The following is a 19,665-nucleotide window of genomic DNA, read 5'->3' on the forward strand; positions in this document are numbered from 1 at the left end:
CTGAATCTGAGCAGATTCACTATGAAAAACCTTGCGCCGCTTTTCTGCGGACGGCCCGTAACGATCGCGGCCGATGGCAGCGGTACCGAGCGGAGCCTGAAGGCATACGACGATTGCGGAAAACTCGCTGCTGTAATGGAGGCTGAAATAAATGACCTTTGAACCTCTGAAGGGAATTCGCATCCTGGACCTGACTAGTGTCGTGGTCGGTCCGGTATGCACGGCAAGGCTCGCGCAATACGGCGCCGAGATCATCAAACTGGAGAGCCCCGACGGCGATCTGATGCGCGGCTTGGGCGGATTGTCTCCGACTGGTCAGCACTCGGGTGCATACCTGCATCTGAACCGTGGCAAGCGGAATCTATGCTGTGACCTGAAGAAGCCGGGCAGCAAGGACCTAGTCAAAAAACTGGTTGCCTCCGCGGATGTAGTGGTTGCCAATATGCGCCCGCAGGCGCTCGTGCGTCTCAGGCTCGACGCGCAAAGTATCCGTGCGGATCATCCCGACAAGATTTACTGCCTCATAACCGGCTATGGCACTGATGGGCCTTATGCAGGCCATCCTACCTACGATAGTGTCGTGCAGGCCGCCACTGGCATGACCGGACTAACGCTTGCACGCGATGGTGCACCATCCTATGTTCCCATGCTCATCTGCGATCACGTCGTCGGCGAGATTGCTGCTGGGTCCATTCTGGCTGCGGTCATACAGAGAAAGGCAACAGGAAGTGGCTCTTCCATAGAAGTACCGATGTTCGAAACCATGTCCGCATTCGTTCTGCAGGAACATTTGGCACAACAAAGTTTTGATCCGCCCGTCGGGCCGCCGGGCGATCTTCGTTTACTAAGCCCTCACAACAAACCCGTGAAGACGGCAGACGGTTGGATCGCATTTACGGTCAATACCGACCCGCAGGTGCGTGCGTTCCTCAAGGCAGTGGGTCGTGCGGAACTGATCGACGACCAGCGCTTCGCGACCGTTGGCGCTCGAGCCCAGAACGTCAGGGAGTGGTTTGAAATCCGGGGCGCGCCGCTTACCGACAAGACAACGGCTGAATGGCTCGACATACTTCAGGAGGCTGACATCGCCGTCAAGCCATGTCACACGCTCGAAACCTTGCCTCATGATCCGCATCTACAAGCGGTCGGACTTTTGCAGGCCGATGAGCACCCCACCGAAGGCAAGACGGTTGCAATCCGTTCGACCATCAGCTTCGACGATGCTTACCCTACGCTCCCCTCATTTGCACAGCCTCGCGGGTGGGATACGCGCGCCGTGCTCGAGGAGATAGGATATTCGGCCCACGAGATTTCTGCTCTGCTCGCAGAGGGCACTGCTATTGCCAGTTCAACTCGTGCGGAGGATCAATAACATCGAAGGGCGTGCGACGACCGCGTGAAGCCAACGTGCGCATTGCGGACAGACTCTCTATTCCGCACATAATTGGAGGCTGTTTATCCCATTTTCAGCGGCGATAGACTCCTTCAGGTCAATGCAGACGGGGCGACGCTGGCTCACGCATTGCACTATCGCTGACAACTTTAACGAGGATTTGCAAATGCCAGTCGTTCGAGTAAGCTGGTTTGAAGGTAAAGACACCGCTGCGAAGCAGGCGGTCGCCGCCGAGATCACGGAAAGCATTGTGAAAAACACCGGTACCGACGCGAAGTATATTTATGTGATTTTCGAAGACGTCGCGCCGTCCAATTGGGCGGGCGGAGGCACCTTGTTCGAAGATACCACCTCATCAACTTGAGGCGAATTTTGCCGAACACGGCCGGTCATCGCACCGTCAGTGCTCTCCGTCATACACGGGGTCTGGCTACGCAGGGGATGTTCGATTTAATCGTGTTAGCTTCGGACGTCACCTTGCAAGGGATCGCCAAAGTGCGGGCCTGCCATAGCCGCACCACCCGCTATGAGGACGGTCTGCCAAAAAAAACGCGCGGCCAGGGGCCGCGCATCGCTGAGTTTTTGTTTGAGCCCTCCTTAGCCGACACAAACGGCTTGAGCCGTTCCGTAACAATCACGTTCGTCAATACCTGTTGCAACGGAACTCCCGCCATATCGATGTTGGCCCCCATCTGCAAAACGCCGCTCCCGACGCAAGACACGATGCTATGTATCCTGCTGCGCTCGGTAAGTTTCAGAACGATGCGCCGGTGTTCATTCAGGGCGACTTCGATCCGGAACGTTATGAACGCCGCTCACGGGTGGGAGGCGCTCATTCCATTCCCCCGTTCCTCAAGTGGACGTCTCGAAATGCCACTCTTCACATGGATGCCGATCGGTTCGTAGGGCCTCAGCGCTCCCGCAGGATCCTGCATCCCCGGCGCCTTTACGCCGATCCGCGACAAGGGGCTCACGCTCGAAACGCCCGGATCCCGGGTGCAACCGCAGGAGGCCGGACTTCGCGTGACCATCGACGACGTCCGCGAGAGTGACGCTTACGCCGCCATCACGTGACGAGTGTGGCAAGTCGGGTCAATCGCCGCGCTGCCCGCCTTCGCCGGGCCGTACCCCTTGCTGTCGCTGCGCGTGCGCCACGCGATCGCGCTCCGCTTGCGCGGCATCCGTCGCGTCGACCGGGTCATCACGCTGCCGCATCAGCCAGTAGACACTCCCCAGCGCCACCAGCGCAAACGCAAGCGCCGCGATCCGGGCGGGCGCACTGGCCGGATCAAGAATGATGAATTTGCGGGCTATAGCGAGCAGCGCAATGAGAAGCACCGTTTTGACCTGCACGATGTGATCGCGCCGCGCCATCACGCGCGTAATCGAATGTTTGAACTCCATCGCGATCAGCAGCGTCATGACCATGCCGAAGATGGTCTGAAACACCGCGTGATCCAGCGGGTTCAGCGCGTCCGAAACCAGCAATGAAATCACCGCGCGAATCAACTGCCAGAGCGACACGAGGATGATGATGGAAATCACGACGCTCAGCACATGCGCAACAAGCCGCTCGAAGCGTTCATAAAAGCTGAGCATGTCCCACTGCAGACGCAACGCATCGAGATCCCTGCGCAGCCAGCTTTTCTTTCTTTCCATGATTTGGCTCCCGGGCGGCCGTCGCTGCGCCGCGAATGCACCGCGCGCGTGCATGTACCGCACATGCGGCGTGCACAGTTCATTTGATGATCGCGTAACGCATATGCTACGGTCTTTCGCGTTGGCGCGGGTTCTTTGCGAATAGCTGCGTATGCAGCTATTGATAACAGAGCTCGAACTATTTCGCGCTTCTGAGCCAAGGTCTGACATGCACGCGATGAGGTACTAAGTCTGAAGCAGCAGGTCCATGCAGTGTACTCTGACGATAACGCAGGTGCAGAGGCGTCGCACGACGCTGGCCGTGCCAGTGCAGGATCGCGAGTAAGGGTGTGCTGACGCGCGCAACGGTCGAGAGCGTCACCGTGTAGAGCGGCAACCGGACCACGCACATCTGCGTGTGAGAACCCTCGAATCGATCCATGTTGACCGCCTCGCGCTCGATGGCCAGCGCACTTGAAAATTTTTCGACACTGACCTATTTCAATTTCGGCTCAGCAGCCGAGTTGCACGCGCTGCGCGTTTCGCCGTCGAGGCACTGGAGGAAGTGGGCGCGAAATGCGTCGATGCCTTGCGGCAGGAACACGCCGAACTCGACCAGTTCACCGCGCAGCCGGTTGACGAGCGCGGTACGCTCCTCAACGAAACCGTCCCGCATCCGGTGCAGCACCAGCACGTTTTGCTGGTCCGGCGTTTTGACGGCCACGAAGCGCATATGCGGCCGGCCCGCGGCCTCGCAGATGGCCTCGGCATCCAGCCTGTCGTTCTTCACGTGCTTGCCGCCTTTGCGATACGGCGCGGCCAACTGCGGCGCGATCAGGCGCGATCAGGCGGACTTTGTGGCCGAGCGCCTGCAGCTTGCGCCCCCAGTAGTGGGCTGCGCTGCACGCTTCCATTGCGACCAGGCACGGCTCGAGGTTGGCAAACCATTCGGGAAACTTCTGCCGCGAGATTGCTTTCCTGACCACCACGCGCTTCATGCTGTCCACGCCGTGTACCTGGATGATGTTTTTGGCCAGATCCACACCGATACGAGTAATCTTGTCCATGATTTTCCCCTTCTCAGATGGGTTGAACAGCAACAACCATCCTCGTATATCGCTATGCCACGAGATCGGGAAAGTCCTTACTAATTCGGATGATCCTGAGGAAGCTACGGCTTCTTTGCGTCTTTATTCTGGCTGCCTTGCTTAACCGCCGCATTGCTCCGCTCCCATCGCCGTAACGCCGGTGGTCGGCAAAACGAATTGTTCAGGACGGGCCAATTACGCTCATTGGACGGCCGCACCTGGCCGATCCTTGCCTATTGGGCTTGTGAATCGCCGACTAGCGCCCTGCAGTCTTTTCGCGGCGAAGGCAATACCAATCCCGCTCAAGACGCCTTTCTCACGCGACAGTCGCTTGCAACTCGGCCATTCCCACTCGACTATCAAATACGCTTTCAGCTGCCTGGATTTAAAAAGGATTTGTCAGGCACAGTAGCTCCTCTACCCCATCACATGCGCCATAAATTCCGTTCATCAACGCTGGCGGCATCAACACTGATGCACGCCGGCACAGATGGTCGCTCGGGTATCCAACATGCGTTTGTGCTGGAGGATGAATGGCATCATCGCATCCAGCCATGACTCGAAACCCTAACGCGCTGCAGCCGCCACATTGGCCCGTGCCTTATGCAATTTTTTGTAACTGTCGATCAAGCGGTCGTGCCTATCCAGACCCTCCAGTTTCATACTCGTTGGCGTTAAACCATAGAACCGCACGCTGCCGTCTACTGACCCCATTACCGCGTCCATCCGGGTGTTGCCAAACATCCGACGGAAGTTGACCATGTAGTCGTCCAGTTCCAGGTCGTCACCGAGCATCACCTCCAGCACCACATTCAAGGCCTGGTAAAACAATCCGCGCTCGACCGTGTTGTCGTTGTACTGCAGGAAGGCTCCCACCAGCTCTTGCGCCGCCTCAAATTGCTGCAGGGCGAGATGAATCAGCAGCTTCAACTCGAGAACTGTTAGCTGCCCCCAGTCCGTATTCTCGTCAAATTCGATGCCGATCAGAGTGGCAACATCGGAGTACTCATCTAGTTCACTGTTATCCAACCGCCCAAGCATTGCTGCCAGGCCCGCATCGTCCAGGTGATGCAAGTTCAAAATATCGGCGCGGAACAACAGCGCCTTGTTTGTGTTATCCCAGATCAAATCCTCTACCGGGTAAACTTCTGAATAACCGGGCACTAAAATCCGGCAGGCTACGGCGCCCAGTTGGTCATACACCGCCATGTACACCTCTTTGCCCATGTCTTCGAGAATTCCGAACAACGTTGAGGCTTCCTCGGCATTGGAGTTTTCACCCTGACCAGAAAAATCCCACTCAACAAACTCGAAATTCGCTCTGGCGCTGAAAAAGCGCCACGACACTACACCGCTGGAATCAATGAAGTGCTCAACAAAGTTATTTGATTCAGTCACGGCGTTACTGATAAAGGTGGGCTGAGGTAAATCGTTCAGGCCTTCAAAACTGCGCCCCTGTAGCAATTCCGTAAGACTCCGTTCCAGCGCCACCTCGAAGCTTGGGTGCGCGCCGAACGAGGCAAAGACACCGCCTGTCCGCGGGTTCATCAATGTGACGCACATCACCGGGTAGGTCCCACCCAGCGACGCATCCTTTACCAGCACCGGGAAGCCCTGCTCTTCCAACCCCTGAATCCCAGCCAGAATGCCAGGGTATTTCGCCAGCACTTCGTGCGGCACATCAGGCAATGCGATTTCACCTTCCAGAATTTCACGCTTTACCGCCCGTTCGAAAATTTCGGACAGACATTGCACCTGCGTTTCGGCCAGCGTATTACCGGCACTCATGCCATTGCTGACGAATAGGTTTTCGATCAGGTTGGACGGAAAATACACCACTTCGCCGTCCGACTGCCGCACAAACGGCAGCGAACAGATACCGCGCTGCACATTGCCGGAGTTGGTGTCGTACAGATGCGAGCCATACAACTCGCCATCGGGATTATAAATTTGCAGGCAGTACGCGTCCAGAATTTCAGCCGGCAGCGCATCCTCAGGGCCAGGCTTGAACCAGCGCTCGTTCGGGTAATGTACAAACGCCGCATTGGCGATGTCTTCGCCCCAAAATGCGCCGCCATAGAAATGGTTGCAATTCAGGCGCTCGATAAACTCCCCCAACGCCGACGCCAAGGCGCTTTCTTTGGTTGCTCCCTTGCCATTGGTAAAACACATCGGCGAGTGCGCATCGCGGATATGCAACGACCACACATTGGGAACGATATTGCGCCACGAAGCGATTTCAATCTTCATGCCCAAGCCCGCCAAACTGTCCGACATATTGGCGATGGTTTGCTCCAACGGTAGATCCTTGCCCGCAATATAGGTGCTGGCGTCAGAAGCCGGCTTCAACGTCAGCAACGATTGAGCATCGGCATCGAGGTTATCTACCTCTTCAATTACAAACTCGGGTCCGGCTTGCACCACTTTTTTCACCGTACAACGCTCAATAGAGCGCAAAATACCTCGGCGGTCTGCTTCCAGGATATCCGACGGCAACTCAACCTGAATCTTGAAAATCTGTTGGTACCGGTTTTCCGGATCAACAATATTATTCTGCGACAGACGGATATTTTCGGTAGGAATATTGCGAGTTACGCAGTACAACTTCACAAAGTAAGCTGCACACAAGGCCGATGAGGCCAGAAAATAATCGAAGGGACCAGGCGCCGAGCCATCGCCCTTATAACGGATAGGCTGGTCGGCCACTACTGTGAAGTCATCGAACCTGGCTTCAAGACGTAGCTTATCGAGAAAGTTGACTTTAATTTCCATGGGGGAATCCTAAAAATAGCGCTCAAAATGATGTAGCCGCTATTATCCGTCGCCAAGTGCAGTTGCACCAAACCGAAATGCCACGAGTTCCTCCCATATTCTCAGAATTGCGAGAACTACCGAGCGACAATCCAAAATATAAAGTCCTGTAAAAAACAGGGCTTTAATAGTCAATCAACTAGCAAATAATGTTTCCCGACGAAAATTCTGCTCCCACTCGATTGTCAATCCAGTGGCTGTACCCTTGCGGGAACGGGGTTGCTGCCAGCGTGTGTATCGACGATACCGTCACCGATACCGCAAAACCCAATCGGCAGCATCAGCCTTCGACATAACTGCGTCGGAGAATCAACTTGCGTTTTCGCTGAACGATCATAAACACTGGGTATTTGAGCACGATTTCTGCGGGCTTGCACTTTTCCTTATGTTTGCTCCCGGCTTTCGACACACCGACACGGCATTGTCAACGATCTCCGCGGTGACGTCGACCGACCGTATATGGACTCCTCCTCGTTTGCAAACACGTCGCGTGTCAAGCCTCGGTGTCGATTGCTCACGTATATCCGGTCTCATACAACTGTGCCTCTGCGAGGCAACGGACCCTGATGGGCTATTCGCGCGCTGACTCCCAATCGTTCCTACGGGCTCAAGGCCTCGGTCAGTCACGGGTTTGATCAGCGCCGGTTCGACCTGTTGGCCATCGTGCGGCTTGTTTTGCAATCGTGGATGAAGGTACTGCTGGTTACTAGAGTTTCAATGTGCAGCAAGTTCCGGCTGATAATCGGTTTCCCGTGTGATCATCGCCCAGGCGATTCTAGCCGTCTTGTTTGCTAGCGCTACGGCTGCAATGTTCGGATGCCGGCTGCCTGCTATGCGCATGACCCACAGACTTAGCGCATCAGTCCGTCGGTGGGCCATCTGGATCATTGCGCGTGCGCCGTGAATTAACAGGCAACGCACGACGATAAGGGCATGCCGTTTCTGTGCCCCAACGACCTCACTGCGGACCAGAAAGGCGGTGTGTATTTCACGGCGTCGGGATCCGGCACCACACCCGGCAAGGTGTATTACCGCGGCGCTGATCGACGTGTACGGGAAGTCGCTTCAAACATTCGCTATGCAAACGGCCTGGCTTTATCGACCGTCGGCAAACGTTTGTATCTCGCGGAGAGCGCCGCGAACAGGCTGTTGACTTACACAATCGATGCCGATGCGGGACTGCGGGATCCGAAAGAATTCGTCAGGTTGGCAGACGTTCATGGCAGCCCGCAGCAGCAAGACTTCACTCCGGACGGCCTGCGCACTGACCGCCACGGCAACGTGTTTGTAGCGTTGTACAGAGGCGGTGGAATCACCGTCCTGTCCCCACAGCGCAATCTCATTAGAAATATTGCCCTGCCGGGAGCACACCACAGCAACCTCGCGCTCTCGCCCGACGGAAGATCCGTCATCGTCACCGCGATCTTTGACACGGCAGCCGGAGATTCGCGCGGTGAACTTCTCAGGATCACCCATTTAAATGTTGAATGATGGGAATTTTCGGTTCAGGAGAAGTGTTTTTCTCTAACTGGCGGTGACGCATCTCCAGTCTGAACCGGCCCGCGACCCCACTACCGATCACCGTAAAGGAACGCTTCATGTCGCCGCTCCATAGACTCATGCGACGTGCCGTATGCACGCTTGCAGCGTCAGTATTCACTGTTGCGTGCGCCGGTACGCAGGCAGCTGATGTCTCATACCATTACGCCACCATTGACGGTATCAAGATTTTCTACAGGGAAGCAGGGGAGAAGTCGAAGCCAACGCTGCTTTTGCTGCACGGTTTTCCCTCTTCGTCTCACGAATTCCGGGACTTGATTCCGCTGCTGTCCGACAATTTCCACGTGGTGGCGCCAGACTACCCGGGCATGGGATATAGCGATGCGCCACCGGCCGACAGGTTCACGCCGACGTTCGACAACGTGACGGCCGTGATCGAAAAATTTGTGGTGGGTCTCGGCGATCCGCATCTCGTCGTCTATATGACCGACTTCGGCGGTCCAGTGGGGATGCGCATGGCCGTACATCATCCGGACTGGATCTCCGGGCTCATTTTTCAGAATGCCATTGTTTCCGTTGCGGGCGTCGATCCCGCCCGGCGCAAGCGTGACGAAGCGATCACTGGCGAGATTACGCCGGAGAAACGCGCGTTGGCACAGAGCCATGTATCGCTCGCGACTGCGCTGTTGCTCTATCAGCATGGCGCGCGCAATCCCACGGCGCTCAATCCCGATGCCTGGACCAATGACGCGGTCGCCCTGGCGAACCCCGATAGCCGCCGGATCATGACCGACCTGCAGCTCAACATTCCGAGCAACGTTGCATCGTTTCCAGTGTGGCAGGCCTATCTGCGCACGCATCAGCCGCGGACACTCGTGGTGTGGGGCAAGAACGATCCGATCTTCCTGCCGGGGGGCGCCGAAGCCGTCAAACAGGAGGTGCCCGATGCATCGGTCCACTACTACGACACGGGTCACTTCGCACTGGAGGAAGACCATGTCGATATTGCCCGGCAAATCAAACAGTTCTTGGCTTCAACGCATGTTCGAGGTCAGATCGAATCGGTTAACGGCCGTGATTTCACGGTGTTGACTCGTGAGGGTGCGCATATGAGGCTCGCGCTTGGAGACCGGACGCGATTCGCCGCGGTCAAAACCTTCGACGCCGCAAACATCAAGCCCGGCACTTACGTTGGTGCTGCCGGAACGTCAACGGCCAGTGGCGTCCAGGCAATCGAGGTCATGATATTCAGGGAGGAGCGGCGCGGAACAGGAGAAGGTCACTACGACTGGGATCTGGCGCCGGGAGCCACCATGACGGGTGCCACGGTAGCGTCGGTCACCGAAAAACCCGACGCCCGCGACCTCAACGTGAGCTACGGCGACAAGACGCTCACCGTCTCGGTACCGAACTCAGCGCCGGTTGTCACCTTCGCCCCCCGCAGTTTTTGCCGATCTCAAACCGGGAGCCGCAGTGTTCGCAGTCGTGGTCCCCAGTGATCATGGACAAATGAACGCGACCAGCGTGGTTGTTGAGAAGAATGGCGTCAAACCGCCGATGTAACGCCCATTCCCCGAACGGCTTCCCAATCATGAACACAGGAGAAAACCATGACCTTTGACGGTTCCGCCATCAAGGCGCTGCTGGACAACGCAGTCGCGAAAGGCGCTGTTCACGGCATTGCGGCGGTGGTCGTTAACCGCAGCGGCCCGCTCTTCCATCACGCCGCCGGCGAGGCAGGCCAGCACACGATGTTCCGCAACGCCTCGATGACGAAGGCGGCGGCCACTACGGCGGCGCTCCAGTTCGTGGAGAAGGGGCTGCTGAGCCTCGATGCCACCGTCGAATCGATTCTGCCGGAGTTCAATCAGTTGCAGGTGCTGGACGGCTTCGACGGTGACACGCCACGCCTGCGCGCTCCTGCCAGCCAGGCCACCGTGCGCCAACTGATGACCCACTCGGCCGGTTTGGGCTACTTCTTCTACAACGAGAAGTTGATGCGCTACCACGAGCTGACGGGCGAACCTACCCCACTCACAGGACTGAAGCGCAGTTTCTCTATTCCACTCGTCAATGACCCCGGTACAGCCTGGGAGTACGGCAGCAACACCGACTGGCTAGGGCTCATTGTCGAGAAGCTGTCGGGACAGAGTTTTGGCAGCTACCTCAAGCAGCATGTGTACGAACCACTGGGAATGCACGACTCGACATTCGCGCCCAGCGCCGAGCAGCGCGACCGGCTGCTGCGCGTGATGCAGCGCGAGGCCGACGGCACGCTCACGCCTTCAAAGATCGATCTGCCACCGACCTCCGAATGGGACGCTGCCGGCCACGGGTCTTACGGCACCGTGCAAGACTACGGCCGCTTCCTGCAGGCATGGCTCAACGATGGTGCCGGCATCCTTCAACCGGCGACCGTGCAGATGGCGCTGCAGAACCACCTCGGACAGATCAAGCTCCCCGAAATGGCGAAGTCCACCATGCCCGGACTGTCGAACGACGTGCGAGCATCGCCGGTGCTGCAGGGCTGGGGACTGGGCTTCCACCTCACGCTCGCGGACTTACCTGGCATGCGCAGCAACGGTACGGGTGACTGGTGCGGTATCTTCAATTCCTACTACTGGATCGATCGCTCCAAGGGCATCGGCGCGGTGCTGATGACACAACTGCTGCCCTTCTTCGACATGCCTGTCATCGAGACACTCATAGGGTTCGAGATGGCGGTGTACCAGCAGGTGGGAACGGCCGTATCCGCGGCATGACGCCAGAGCGAGCGCCGTGCGATCGGGACCAACTGCCTGTGTGTTCAGGTTGGTGCGCTTGCGATCGGCCCTCCGCGACCACTCTCGTGCTGTCGCGCCGTTATGCTATTGCTAGTAGTCGAAGCGCGCAGCTATTGCGAAGCAATCGATGTCCTTGGCGTGCCCAATGGGCCGCCCATGACCTGCCTGTCACATGACCAGCAGGCCGTGGCCAACCAGTTCCTTGAGCGAAAAGACAGCAAATGAAAGATGCCGAAGAGAGAAAGAACGCGCCCCAGGTAGCATTTTGAAAAACGAAGGAATAAACGGAACACTGGAACGTTTTCTGAGTGACTCCCCCGCGCTCACTAGTATCACCTTGCCTATCTTTCTTCCTTCTATTCCACGTGTTCGCTGCGTGGCAGAAGCATCCGCGTATTGGAAGGCGCAGTGCTGCGAATCGCCAGAGCGCGCCGTACGAAATGAACGACTTCATAATGCTCTCTGACATGATTACTGAATTCGATGCCGTAGTTGTCGGCGGTGGCCCGGTCGGACTCTGGGTTGCCTGTGAACTGGCTCTCGCACAACTGAAAGTTGCAGTGCTGGAGCGACGTACTGAACGCGTCACTCAATCCCGTGCATTGACGATTCATGGTCGCACCCTTGAGGTGTTTGCTTTGCGCGGAATTGTCGATCGCTTTCTTTCGCTCGGTCGTCGGGTACCCAATTTCCATTTTGGAGCGCTTGGCACGCGGATAGATTTCTCGACGCTTGATACCCGTTACCCCTTTGCGCTATTCCTGCCTCAAGCGACCACCGAGGGGCTTCTCGAAGACTACGCCCTCGAACTCGGCGTGGACATCAGACGAGGCCATCTTGTCGGGACGGTAGAGTCGCATGTGGATAGGGTTGTCATCGGAGGGGAGACCGATGCGACACCGTTTCGCGTTTTCGCGCGATACGTTGTCGGGGCCGATGGCGCTCGTAGTATCGTGCGACGGGCAGCACAGATCGATTTTGTCGGCTATCCGGCTCGACAAACGATGATGCTGGCGGACGTTGTACTCGATGCGCCACCTGAGCACCCGGTGGCTACGATAGTGAATGAAGCCGGGGGGCTGGTTCTCGCGCCGCGCGGCTATGGAGATCATTACAGAATTGGTCTAGTTGATGCCTCGATGCCTCATGTTGATCCCGGCGAGCCCGTGTCGCTTGCTGAACTCGCGAGTTCAGCTGCGCGTATTGCTGGAACGGATTTTCGCCCGCGCGACCCAATTTGGCTCTCGCGTTTCACTGACGAAACGCGGATTGCCGAGCAGTATCGGAAAGGACGAATTCTGCTAGCCGGCGATGCCGCTCATATCCATGCGCCGATGGGCGGCCAGGGCATGAACGTCGGTATACAGGACGCCATGAACCTTGGCTGGAAACTGGCGAGTGTCCTGCGCGGGACGGCGCCCGAAAAACTGCTCGACACCTATGAACGTGAGCGTCTACCTGTCGGCAAGGCACTTCGTGACGACACGCTCGCACAACTCGCACTCTTCTCCAGATTCGATCCTCCCATGCTTGCGCTGCGGCGGCTGCTCGAGAATGTCCTTCTTGTGCCCGAGGTTAACCGTCAATTCGCGGAGCAGCTTTCTGGCTTTGGTGTCGCGTATCCCGAGCCGCTCTTCCAGGCGGACAACAGTCGGGAGCACCAAAAAGGAGTAAGCGGGCAGCGTCTTCGCGACATGGACCTCACACTGGAGAATGGTTCGCGAACTACGCTCTACCGCCTCCTTGAGGATGGCCGATGGGTCCGGCTGCAACTCGCACCGAATCCGGAAAGCGTCCCGGATGCTAGCGGAATCAATTTCGTCAGCCTGGCGACCGGGACCAATGACCCTCTAATCGACAATTTCGCTTCCGTGCTCGTGCGTCCCGACGGTTATCTCGCCCACGTTCGCCGCGTGGACGGTGCGAGCAATGGCGAAAACGCTGGCAGGTAGGACATTCGGATGGGATCTGGCGACACGCCGGTACTTGTCGTGGTCGTAGCCTCGATCCACATACATGCGCCGGGAGCGGCTCGAGGGCCGACCTCCATTTCCCATCGGATCCTAAAGCACGTCACGCGACGCTAATGCGAGGTTGATCTCGTTCGCGGCGAATTGAAGGACGGGTAGATTTTCGGTAAGCATCTTCTCACGAGAATTCCGATGGACGTGCCCCGCAACATTCATGGCCGCTACGATCCGCCCAGATTTATCCATCAGCGGAACAGCGACAGCGGTCAGTCCTGCCTCCAACTCCTGCGACGTGAAAGCATAGCCGTCACGTTGAGCCTTGCGGACTGCCTTGATCAGGTCTTCGACCTTGGTCGACGTGTTCGCCGTATGTCCGACGATTTCGCTGCGCGCCAGTCTCTCTTCCAGTTCCCGCTCATCCAGGCCACCTAGCAGCACCCTGCCGTTTGCCGTTGCCCACGCCGGCAAACGTGTTCCTATCGAAAGATTGATCGACATTATCTTTTTCGTCGACGCGCGTCCAATGTACACGACGTCGGTATCGTCAAGGACGCAGACCGAGCAAGACTCGCCCGTCTTTTCCGCGACATCCACCACGTAGTGTTCAACGATTTCCGTCAGTGTCTGACCAGAGAGATACGCGTAGCCCAGTTGCATCACTTTCGGCGTCAGTCTGAAAGTGCGGCCATCCGCATGCACGTAGCCGAGGTGCACGAGGGTCGCAAGCAGGCGCCTGGCTGACGCTCGACTTATTCCAGCGGCCTCTGCGACTTCAGCGAGCGAGAGCATTCGGTGTTCGGCATCGAACGCCCGGATAACGGAAAGTCCGCGCGCAAATGCGTCGACATACAGCTCCGGATCAGGAGCCAGATCTATTTTGTCCATTCGAATCCATTGACCCAAAAGCAAACCCTGGATACGATCATCCATCAACACCGAACACACGTTCGGTTACCGAACGGATAGTACATGGAGTTTTCAGATTGGTCAACCGCCCCTATGTCGGCGTTCGCGCGTTGGCTTGCGACGTCTCATATCGTGCCCCCGATGCATTCGCGAGCGCAGTGAGTACGTTCCGGCAAAAGGCGTGTGTCCGGTGACCGTATAGGGAAAAAAGGAGAAGCAATGAGTGCATACAAGGAAGAAATTCACGCGGCATGCATGAAGACGTTGGACCGCTTCATGACTGCATTGAACGAATACGATGCTCAGAAGATGGACGCCACGATGCACTTTCCGCACCTGCGTCTAGCCGACGGCAAGTTCAAGGTCTATGAAGCGGCCGGCCAGAATCCAATGGACCTTTTCAGTCGGCTCAAGGAAGAGGACGACTGGAGATATAGCCGGTGGGATCGGCGGGAGCTGATCCAGTTCAATGAGCGAAAAGCTCACTACTCGCTGAACTACATCAGGTACAGAAGTGATGACTCTGTCATTGGCATCTACGAATCGCTCTACGTTCTGACCCTGCAGAACGGGAAGTGGGGAATCCAGGCGCGTTCGAGCTTCGGGCCATGATCGCTCCATGGGGCGCGTGGTCTATCTACAAGATTGGAGACTATATGTTGAATTCCCCAACGCTTCCACATGCAGTGCCGACGACGCAGGCAGTCTTCCGGCGCATTGGCTTGCGAACCGTGCCGTTACTGTTCGTCTGCTACGTTGTGAACATGCTCGACCGGCTGAACGTTGGCTTTGCAAAGCTTCAGTTTCTCGCAAATCTGCACTTGAATGAGGCCGTGTTTGGGGTGGCGGCTGGATTTCTCTACCTCGGATATATTCTGTTTGAAGTGCCGAGCAACTTGATGCTTCATCGCTACGGGGCACGCAAGACGCTGCTCAGGATTATGATCCTGTGGGGCGTCTTCACGATGGTTCAGGCCCTGGCGTCCGGAAAATACCAGTTCTACGTATTACGGTACCTGGTTGGTGCAGCAGAGGCAGGGTTCTTTCCGGGTGTTCTCCTGTACTTCACATATTGGTTCCCTGATCACATGCGAGGCCGGGTTACCAGTCTCTTCGTGATGGCGCTGCCAGTCTCTGGCATCATCGGCGGTCCGCTGGCAGCATGGATCATGACCGACTTTGATGGTGTGGCCGGCTTGCGAGGGTGGCAAAGTCTATTCTTGATAGAAGGGGTTCCTGCAATCCTGCTGGGTGTCGTGGCTTATCTAAGCCTCGCCGACAGGCCATCCGACACGCCATGGCTTTCGGCAACAGAAAAGCAGCTTGTCGCGGACCAGTTACAAGCCGACGCAGGGAACGTTTCTCGCCATGCTCCCAGCAAGCTTCGCGATGCCTTGAAGAACAAAGTCCTGTATCGGCTCGCGGTCTGCTACCTCACCTTCTATTGCGTCGAGAATGCCTTGCTTCTATGGATTCCGACTCTACTGAAGAGTGTGGGCGTGAAAAGCCTCATGAGCATTGGGTGGTTAAGTGGGACGATTGCTCTAGCGGCGGCAATCGGAATGTTGACAGTGAGCTTCAGTTCGGACCGCCTACGAGAGCGGCGGTGGCATGTGCTTGGATGTGGGATCGTGGCGGGTCTGTCAATGGTACTGCTGCCCGTGGGGGTGCACAGTATTGTGGCGACGGTTGTGCTGCTAGCAACTTCCAGTGCGGCAGTGTTTGGATTCCTCGTTCTGTTCTGGACCATACCGGGTGTGCTATTCAAGGATGCCGCCGCTGCGGGCGGCCTGGCGTTTGTCAGTTCGGTCGGTGCGCTCGGTGGAGTGTTCAGCCCGATATTCATCGGCTGGATCAAGGAGGCGACCGGAAGTTTCTACTACGCGCCTGGAACCATAGGTTGCGTGTTTCTTGTGAGCCTGCTCCTGCTCAATACCTGTTTCCCGCGTCGAGAGAAGATTGGTTTGATGAAATTGGAGGCTCTGTAATGAATGGCGCCGAAAGTATTGTGAGGACACTTTTGCAATCAGGGATAGATACGTGCTTTGCGAATCCGGGTACCAGCGAGATGCATTTCGTTGCTGCTCTTGACCGGATTCCTGGCATGCGCTGCGTGCTTGGTTTGCAGGAAAACGTCGTTACCGGTATGGCGGATGGCTACTATCGCATTGCAGAGAAACCAGCGTGTACCCTGCTGCATTGTGGTCCGGGGCTCGCTAACGGTCTGGCCAATCTCCATAATGCCCGTCGCGCACGGAGCGGCATTGTCAACATCGTGGGTGATCAGGCGACGTACCACCGACCATACGATGCACCCTTGACCGCGGACACCGACAGCGTGGCTCGCACAGTGTCCGCCTGGGTTCGCACGAGCACGCGTTCCGTCGACGTTGGCCGCGATGCGGCTGCTGGCGTGCAAGCCGCCCGTGTGACACCCGGACAGATCGCGACGCTGATCCTGCCGTCTGACATTTCCTGGGGTGCAGGCGGCATAGTCGCAGAGCCGCTACCGGTTCCCGCTCCGCCGCCGATCGACCCGTTCGCGGTTGAGAACGCCGCACGCGTACTGCGTGATGGCAAGAACGTCCTCATCCTGCTGGCTGGCCGCGGAGCATTGGCCAAGTCTCAGAAGCTCGCATGGCGTATTGCCCGCGCGACCGGCGCGACTATCCTGCTCGACTACGTGAACGGACGCGTGGCTCGGGGTCAGGGTAACTTGCAACTTGAACGTGTGCCCTTTAACACGGATCTCGCGATAAAGATGCTGAGTCAGTTCGACCACATAATTCTGGTCAACTCCAAGCCGCCGGTTGGCTTTTTCGCCTATCCCGACAAGCCTTCGACGCAATATCCGTCGCATGCGCAGTTGCATTTTCTATCGCGATTCGATCAGAACGCCGATGCCGCGTTGGAGGCGCTTGTTGACGTCCTGGGTGCGCCGGAGGCTGCTATTCCGGATCCTGGGCCACGCCCGGGTGTAGCGAGCGGTGCACCGACGCCCGAAGGTCTCGCGCAAACTCTGGCGGCCTTGCTGCCGGAAAACGCGATTGTTTCTGACGAAAGTATCTCGTACGGCCGTGGCTTTTACAGACATACGCATGCCGCTGCCGCGCACGACTGGCTACAGCTGACGGGCGGCGCGATCGGCGATGGTCTACCGGTCGCTACCGGCGCCGCGATGGGTGCACGTGGCGAACGGCGTGTGATCAGCTTACAGGCTGACGGCTCGGCGATGTATTCCCTGCAATCGCTGTGGACACAGGCACGCGAACGTCTACCCATTACGACAATTCTTCTCAACAACAGCAAATACAACATCCTCATTGGTGAGTACACAAACGTCGGCGCCACTCCCGGGGAAACGGCAATGAGTATGCTCGACCTCCGCAACCCCGATCTCAGTTGGGTGAAGATCGCTAACGGTCTTGGCGTTGAGGCGGCACGCGCAACGACGATGGAACAGTGCGCCGATCTGATGTCGCAAAGCTTCAGGAAGAGCGGCCCGTTCGTCATCGAATTGATGATCTAGCATTTGAAGGGTCGAAGAACGACTTGCCGCATCCGAGCAAGGGCCGTCGCGGCCTCACGAAGAAACAGAGTTTTCACGCGATCTGCAATTACATTTTAGGAGGTGCTGACATGGGCAACGACAAAGCAGCAAATTTCGTGATTGAAAGAAGCGAGAAGCCGGTTTCATCTGACGAACGTGTGGCTCTCCTGGAGAACCCGGCCTTCGGTCGGATTTTCACAGATCACATGGCGACAATCCGCTATACAGAAGGGCGTGGCTGGCATGAAGCAAAAATACAGCCGCGGACAGCGTTCGAACTTGCTCCCCAGACGCGTGTGCTTCACTACGCCCAGGAGATCTTCGAGGGAATGAAGGCTTATCGCCTTCCTGACGGCGGCGCTACGCTGTTTCGCCCCGAAGCAAACGCGCGGCGGTTGCAGAATTCCGCTCGGCGCCTCGCGATGCCGTCTTTGCCGGAACAGCTTTTTCTGGAGTCCGTGCGTGAGCTTGTTCGAGCAGATCGAGACTGGATCCCGACGGCGGAAGGCAGTGCGCTTTATCTGCGTCCCTTCATGATCGCGACCGAGGGCGCATTGGGCATGAATCCGTCTTCAGAGTATCTCTACTGCGTTCTTGCCTCGCCAGTTGGCTCCTACTTCAAAGGCGGATCCTCAGCAGTTACGTTGTGGATCTCCGAGAACTACACACGCGCAGCCCCGGGTGGCACCGGTGACGCGAAGTGTGGGGGCAACTATGCCGCAAGCCTTGCGGCTCAAGCCGAGGCGATTAGAGAAGGATGCGACCAGGTCGTATTCCTTGATGCGGTCGAGCGTCGGTGGGTCGAGGAACTCGGCGTCATGAACGTCTTCTTCGTATTTGACGATGACTCTATTCAGACTCCGCCGCTGACTGGCACAATTTTGCCCGGCATCACCCGGGACTCGCTCATCGTGCTCGCCCGCGATCTGGGCTTGACCGTGCGTGAAGAGCCCTATGCGATTGATCAGTGGCAAGCCGATGCGCAATCCGGGAAGTTGCGGGAAGCATTCGCGTGTGGGACAGCAGCGGTCGTGACGTCGATCGGCAAAGTCAAGGGCCGTCAGCGCGCTTTCGAGATCGGTAATGCTGAAACCGGGCCAGTAACTGAACGGTTGAAGACCGCTCTGCTGGAAGTGCAGCAGGGACGCGTGGAAGATCGGCACTCGTGGCTTGACCGAGTTTTCTGAGCCAAGCCTGCAACCAGATAACTCGCACTTCGCAAAGACCAGATAGGCTCTGGTGCAAATAGGCACATTTCGTGGTTTTTCGCGCAAGGCAGACACGACTGTTGGGTCGGATCTGGTGCAAAATAGTCGGTCTGAACGATGTTATATCTATATATAGGATATCTTATTGAATCGAGAGTACTGCATTCCAGGTAGTGGATACAGCCGTATCTTTGAGTCGCAAGCTGGCAAGCCCAAATTGTCCCTTGCGAATGCGATGCATCAACTCGATGCCGGCAATCGTGGGCGCGGCGCTCCTGAACCGTTTGAAGCCGAGCATCACGTTCGTTCTGGACTTGATGTTGCGATGGTCCTGCTCGATCAGATTGTTCAGGTACTTCGAGGACCGAACCTTCGTGTCTTCCGGCAGCAGACCATCGGCTTTCATCTCACGTACCGCCCGGTGTGAGGCGGCATACCCGTCGAGCGTGATCGTCTCCGGTGGCTGGCCCTGATGCCGGATGGCCTTGCTAAAAAAAGGCTTTTGCCGCAGCCACGTCGCGCTTTGCCCTGAGCGTGAAGTCCACCGTCTGGCCGGCCCGATCCACCGCCCGGTACAGATAAACCCATTTGCCGCGAATCCTCAGATAGGTCTCGTCAACGCGCCATGACCGCCCTGCCGGTAGGGCAAAGCGATTCCAGCGCTTCACGAACTCCGGTGTAAATCGCTTCACCCAACGCATGATCGTCGTGTGCGCCAGCGACAAACCCCTTTCGGCCATCATCTCGACGAGATCGCGCAGGCTGAGCTTGTAGCGCAGATACCAGCGCACACAAAGAATGATCACGTCACGGTCAAA

15 protein-coding genes and 2 pseudogenes are annotated in these 19,665 nt (G+C 57.2%); 11 read left to right on the forward strand and 6 right to left on the reverse strand.

Translation table 11 applies throughout. From position 1 onward, the window contains the following. The first annotated feature begins 151 nt into the window (after nt 1–151). Together P0D73_RS44200 and P0D73_RS44205 are read left to right on the forward strand one after the other, a co-directional pair. On the forward strand, nt 152–1,372 hold the full coding sequence (locus tag P0D73_RS44200) for a CaiB/BaiF CoA transferase family protein (protein ID WP_408436007.1): 1,221 nt from the start codon (nt 152–154) through the stop codon (nt 1,370–1,372). A gap of 187 nt (nt 1,373–1,559) precedes the next feature. Continuing rightward, a complete protein-coding gene (locus P0D73_RS44205) occupies nt 1,560–1,757 on the forward strand; it encodes a tautomerase family protein (RefSeq protein ID WP_408294539.1) in 198 nt (65 codons plus the stop codon). A gap of 728 nt (nt 1,758–2,485) precedes the next feature. Here P0D73_RS44205 and P0D73_RS44210 read toward each other — a convergent pair. Then, entirely contained in the window at nt 2,486–3,052 is a 567-nt protein-coding gene (locus P0D73_RS44210; RefSeq protein ID WP_408436009.1) for a phosphate-starvation-inducible PsiE family protein, read from the reverse strand. A 517-nt stretch (nt 3,053–3,569) separates the two neighbouring features. After that, nucleotides 3,570–4,098 (reverse strand): annotated as a pseudogene (locus P0D73_RS44220) (IS110 family RNA-guided transposase); the annotation flags it as partial. A gap of 225 nt (nt 4,099–4,323) precedes the next feature. Between P0D73_RS44220 and P0D73_RS44225 the strand changes: the two are divergent. Further along, nucleotides 4,324–4,677 (forward strand): hypothetical protein, encoded by a 354-nt coding sequence (locus P0D73_RS44225; RefSeq protein ID WP_408183163.1) that lies wholly within the window; start codon nt 4,324–4,326, stop codon nt 4,675–4,677. 9 nt (nt 4,678–4,686) lie between these two features. Here the strand turns inward: P0D73_RS44225 and P0D73_RS44230 are convergent, their stop codons facing one another. Together P0D73_RS44230 and P0D73_RS47065 are read right to left on the reverse strand one after the other, a co-directional pair. After that, the gene (locus tag P0D73_RS44230) at nt 4,687–6,891 is read right to left on the reverse strand and encodes an OsmC domain/YcaO domain-containing protein (RefSeq protein ID WP_408183165.1); all 2,205 of its coding nucleotides are present in this window, start codon (nt 6,889–6,891) and stop codon (nt 4,687–4,689) included. A 753-nt stretch (nt 6,892–7,644) separates the two neighbouring features. After that, nucleotides 7,645–7,854: pseudogene (locus P0D73_RS47065) on the reverse strand (IS110 family transposase); the annotation flags it as partial. A gap of 9 nt (nt 7,855–7,863) precedes the next feature. Between P0D73_RS47065 and P0D73_RS44235 the strand changes: the two are divergent. The 4 genes from P0D73_RS44235 (at nt 7,864) to P0D73_RS44250 (ending at nt 13,165) form a co-directional block, all read left to right on the forward strand. Beyond that, complete coding sequence (locus P0D73_RS44235; RefSeq protein WP_408183166.1) at nt 7,864–8,421, forward strand: SMP-30/gluconolactonase/LRE family protein; 558 nt, start codon at nt 7,864–7,866, stop codon at nt 8,419–8,421. A 107-nt stretch (nt 8,422–8,528) separates the two neighbouring features. Then, entirely contained in the window at nt 8,529–9,929 is a 1,401-nt protein-coding gene (locus tag P0D73_RS44240) for an alpha/beta fold hydrolase (RefSeq protein ID WP_408436012.1), read from the forward strand. Nucleotides 9,930–10,040: 111 nt separating this feature from the next. Further along, nucleotides 10,041–11,192 (forward strand): serine hydrolase domain-containing protein, encoded by a 1,152-nt coding sequence (locus P0D73_RS44245; RefSeq protein WP_408183168.1) that lies wholly within the window; start codon nt 10,041–10,043, stop codon nt 11,190–11,192. 461 nt (nt 11,193–11,653) lie between these two features. After that, nucleotides 11,654–13,165: an FAD-dependent monooxygenase gene (locus tag P0D73_RS44250; RefSeq protein ID WP_408436014.1), complete on the forward strand. Its 1,512-nt coding sequence runs from the start codon at nt 11,654–11,656 to the stop codon at nt 13,163–13,165. Nucleotides 13,166–13,276: 111 nt separating this feature from the next. Here the strand turns inward: P0D73_RS44250 and P0D73_RS44255 are convergent, their stop codons facing one another. Beyond that, on the reverse strand, nt 13,277–14,113 hold the full coding sequence (locus P0D73_RS44255) for an IclR family transcriptional regulator domain-containing protein (RefSeq protein WP_408183171.1): 837 nt from the start codon (nt 14,111–14,113) through the stop codon (nt 13,277–13,279). Nucleotides 14,114–14,308: 195 nt separating this feature from the next. Here P0D73_RS44255 and P0D73_RS44260 point away from each other — a divergent pair, with 195 nt between their 5' ends. From P0D73_RS44260 to P0D73_RS44275, 4 genes are all read left to right on the forward strand, one after another. Then, nucleotides 14,309–14,701: a hypothetical protein gene (locus tag P0D73_RS44260; protein WP_408183172.1), complete on the forward strand. Its 393-nt coding sequence runs from the start codon at nt 14,309–14,311 to the stop codon at nt 14,699–14,701. Between the two features lie 44 nt (nt 14,702–14,745). After that, entirely contained in the window at nt 14,746–16,077 is a 1,332-nt protein-coding gene (locus P0D73_RS44265) for an MFS transporter (RefSeq protein ID WP_408288021.1), read from the forward strand. Further along, nucleotides 16,077–17,618: an acetolactate synthase large subunit gene (locus tag P0D73_RS44270; RefSeq protein ID WP_408436016.1), complete on the forward strand. Its 1,542-nt coding sequence runs from the start codon at nt 16,077–16,079 to the stop codon at nt 17,616–17,618. Before P0D73_RS44265 ends, P0D73_RS44270 begins: the two co-directional genes overlap by 1 nt. A 110-nt stretch (nt 17,619–17,728) precedes the next feature. Then, nucleotides 17,729–18,826: a branched-chain amino acid aminotransferase gene (locus P0D73_RS44275; protein WP_408436018.1), complete on the forward strand. Its 1,098-nt coding sequence runs from the start codon at nt 17,729–17,731 to the stop codon at nt 18,824–18,826. Between the two features lie 163 nt (nt 18,827–18,989). Here the strand turns inward: P0D73_RS44275 and P0D73_RS44280 are convergent. Next, nucleotides 18,990–19,665 (reverse strand): IS6 family transposase gene (locus P0D73_RS44280; protein WP_408436020.1). Its coding sequence is split into 2 segments (ribosomal slippage), with 675 coding nucleotides annotated over them: nt 18,990–19,343 and nt 19,345–19,665; the frame shifts between segments, so codons are not numbered across the junction. This gene is flagged as partial in the annotation.

This window comes from Paraburkholderia sp. RL18-101-BIB-B (assembly GCF_046026985.1).
Lineage (GTDB): Bacteria > Pseudomonadota > Gammaproteobacteria > Burkholderiales > Burkholderiaceae > Paraburkholderia.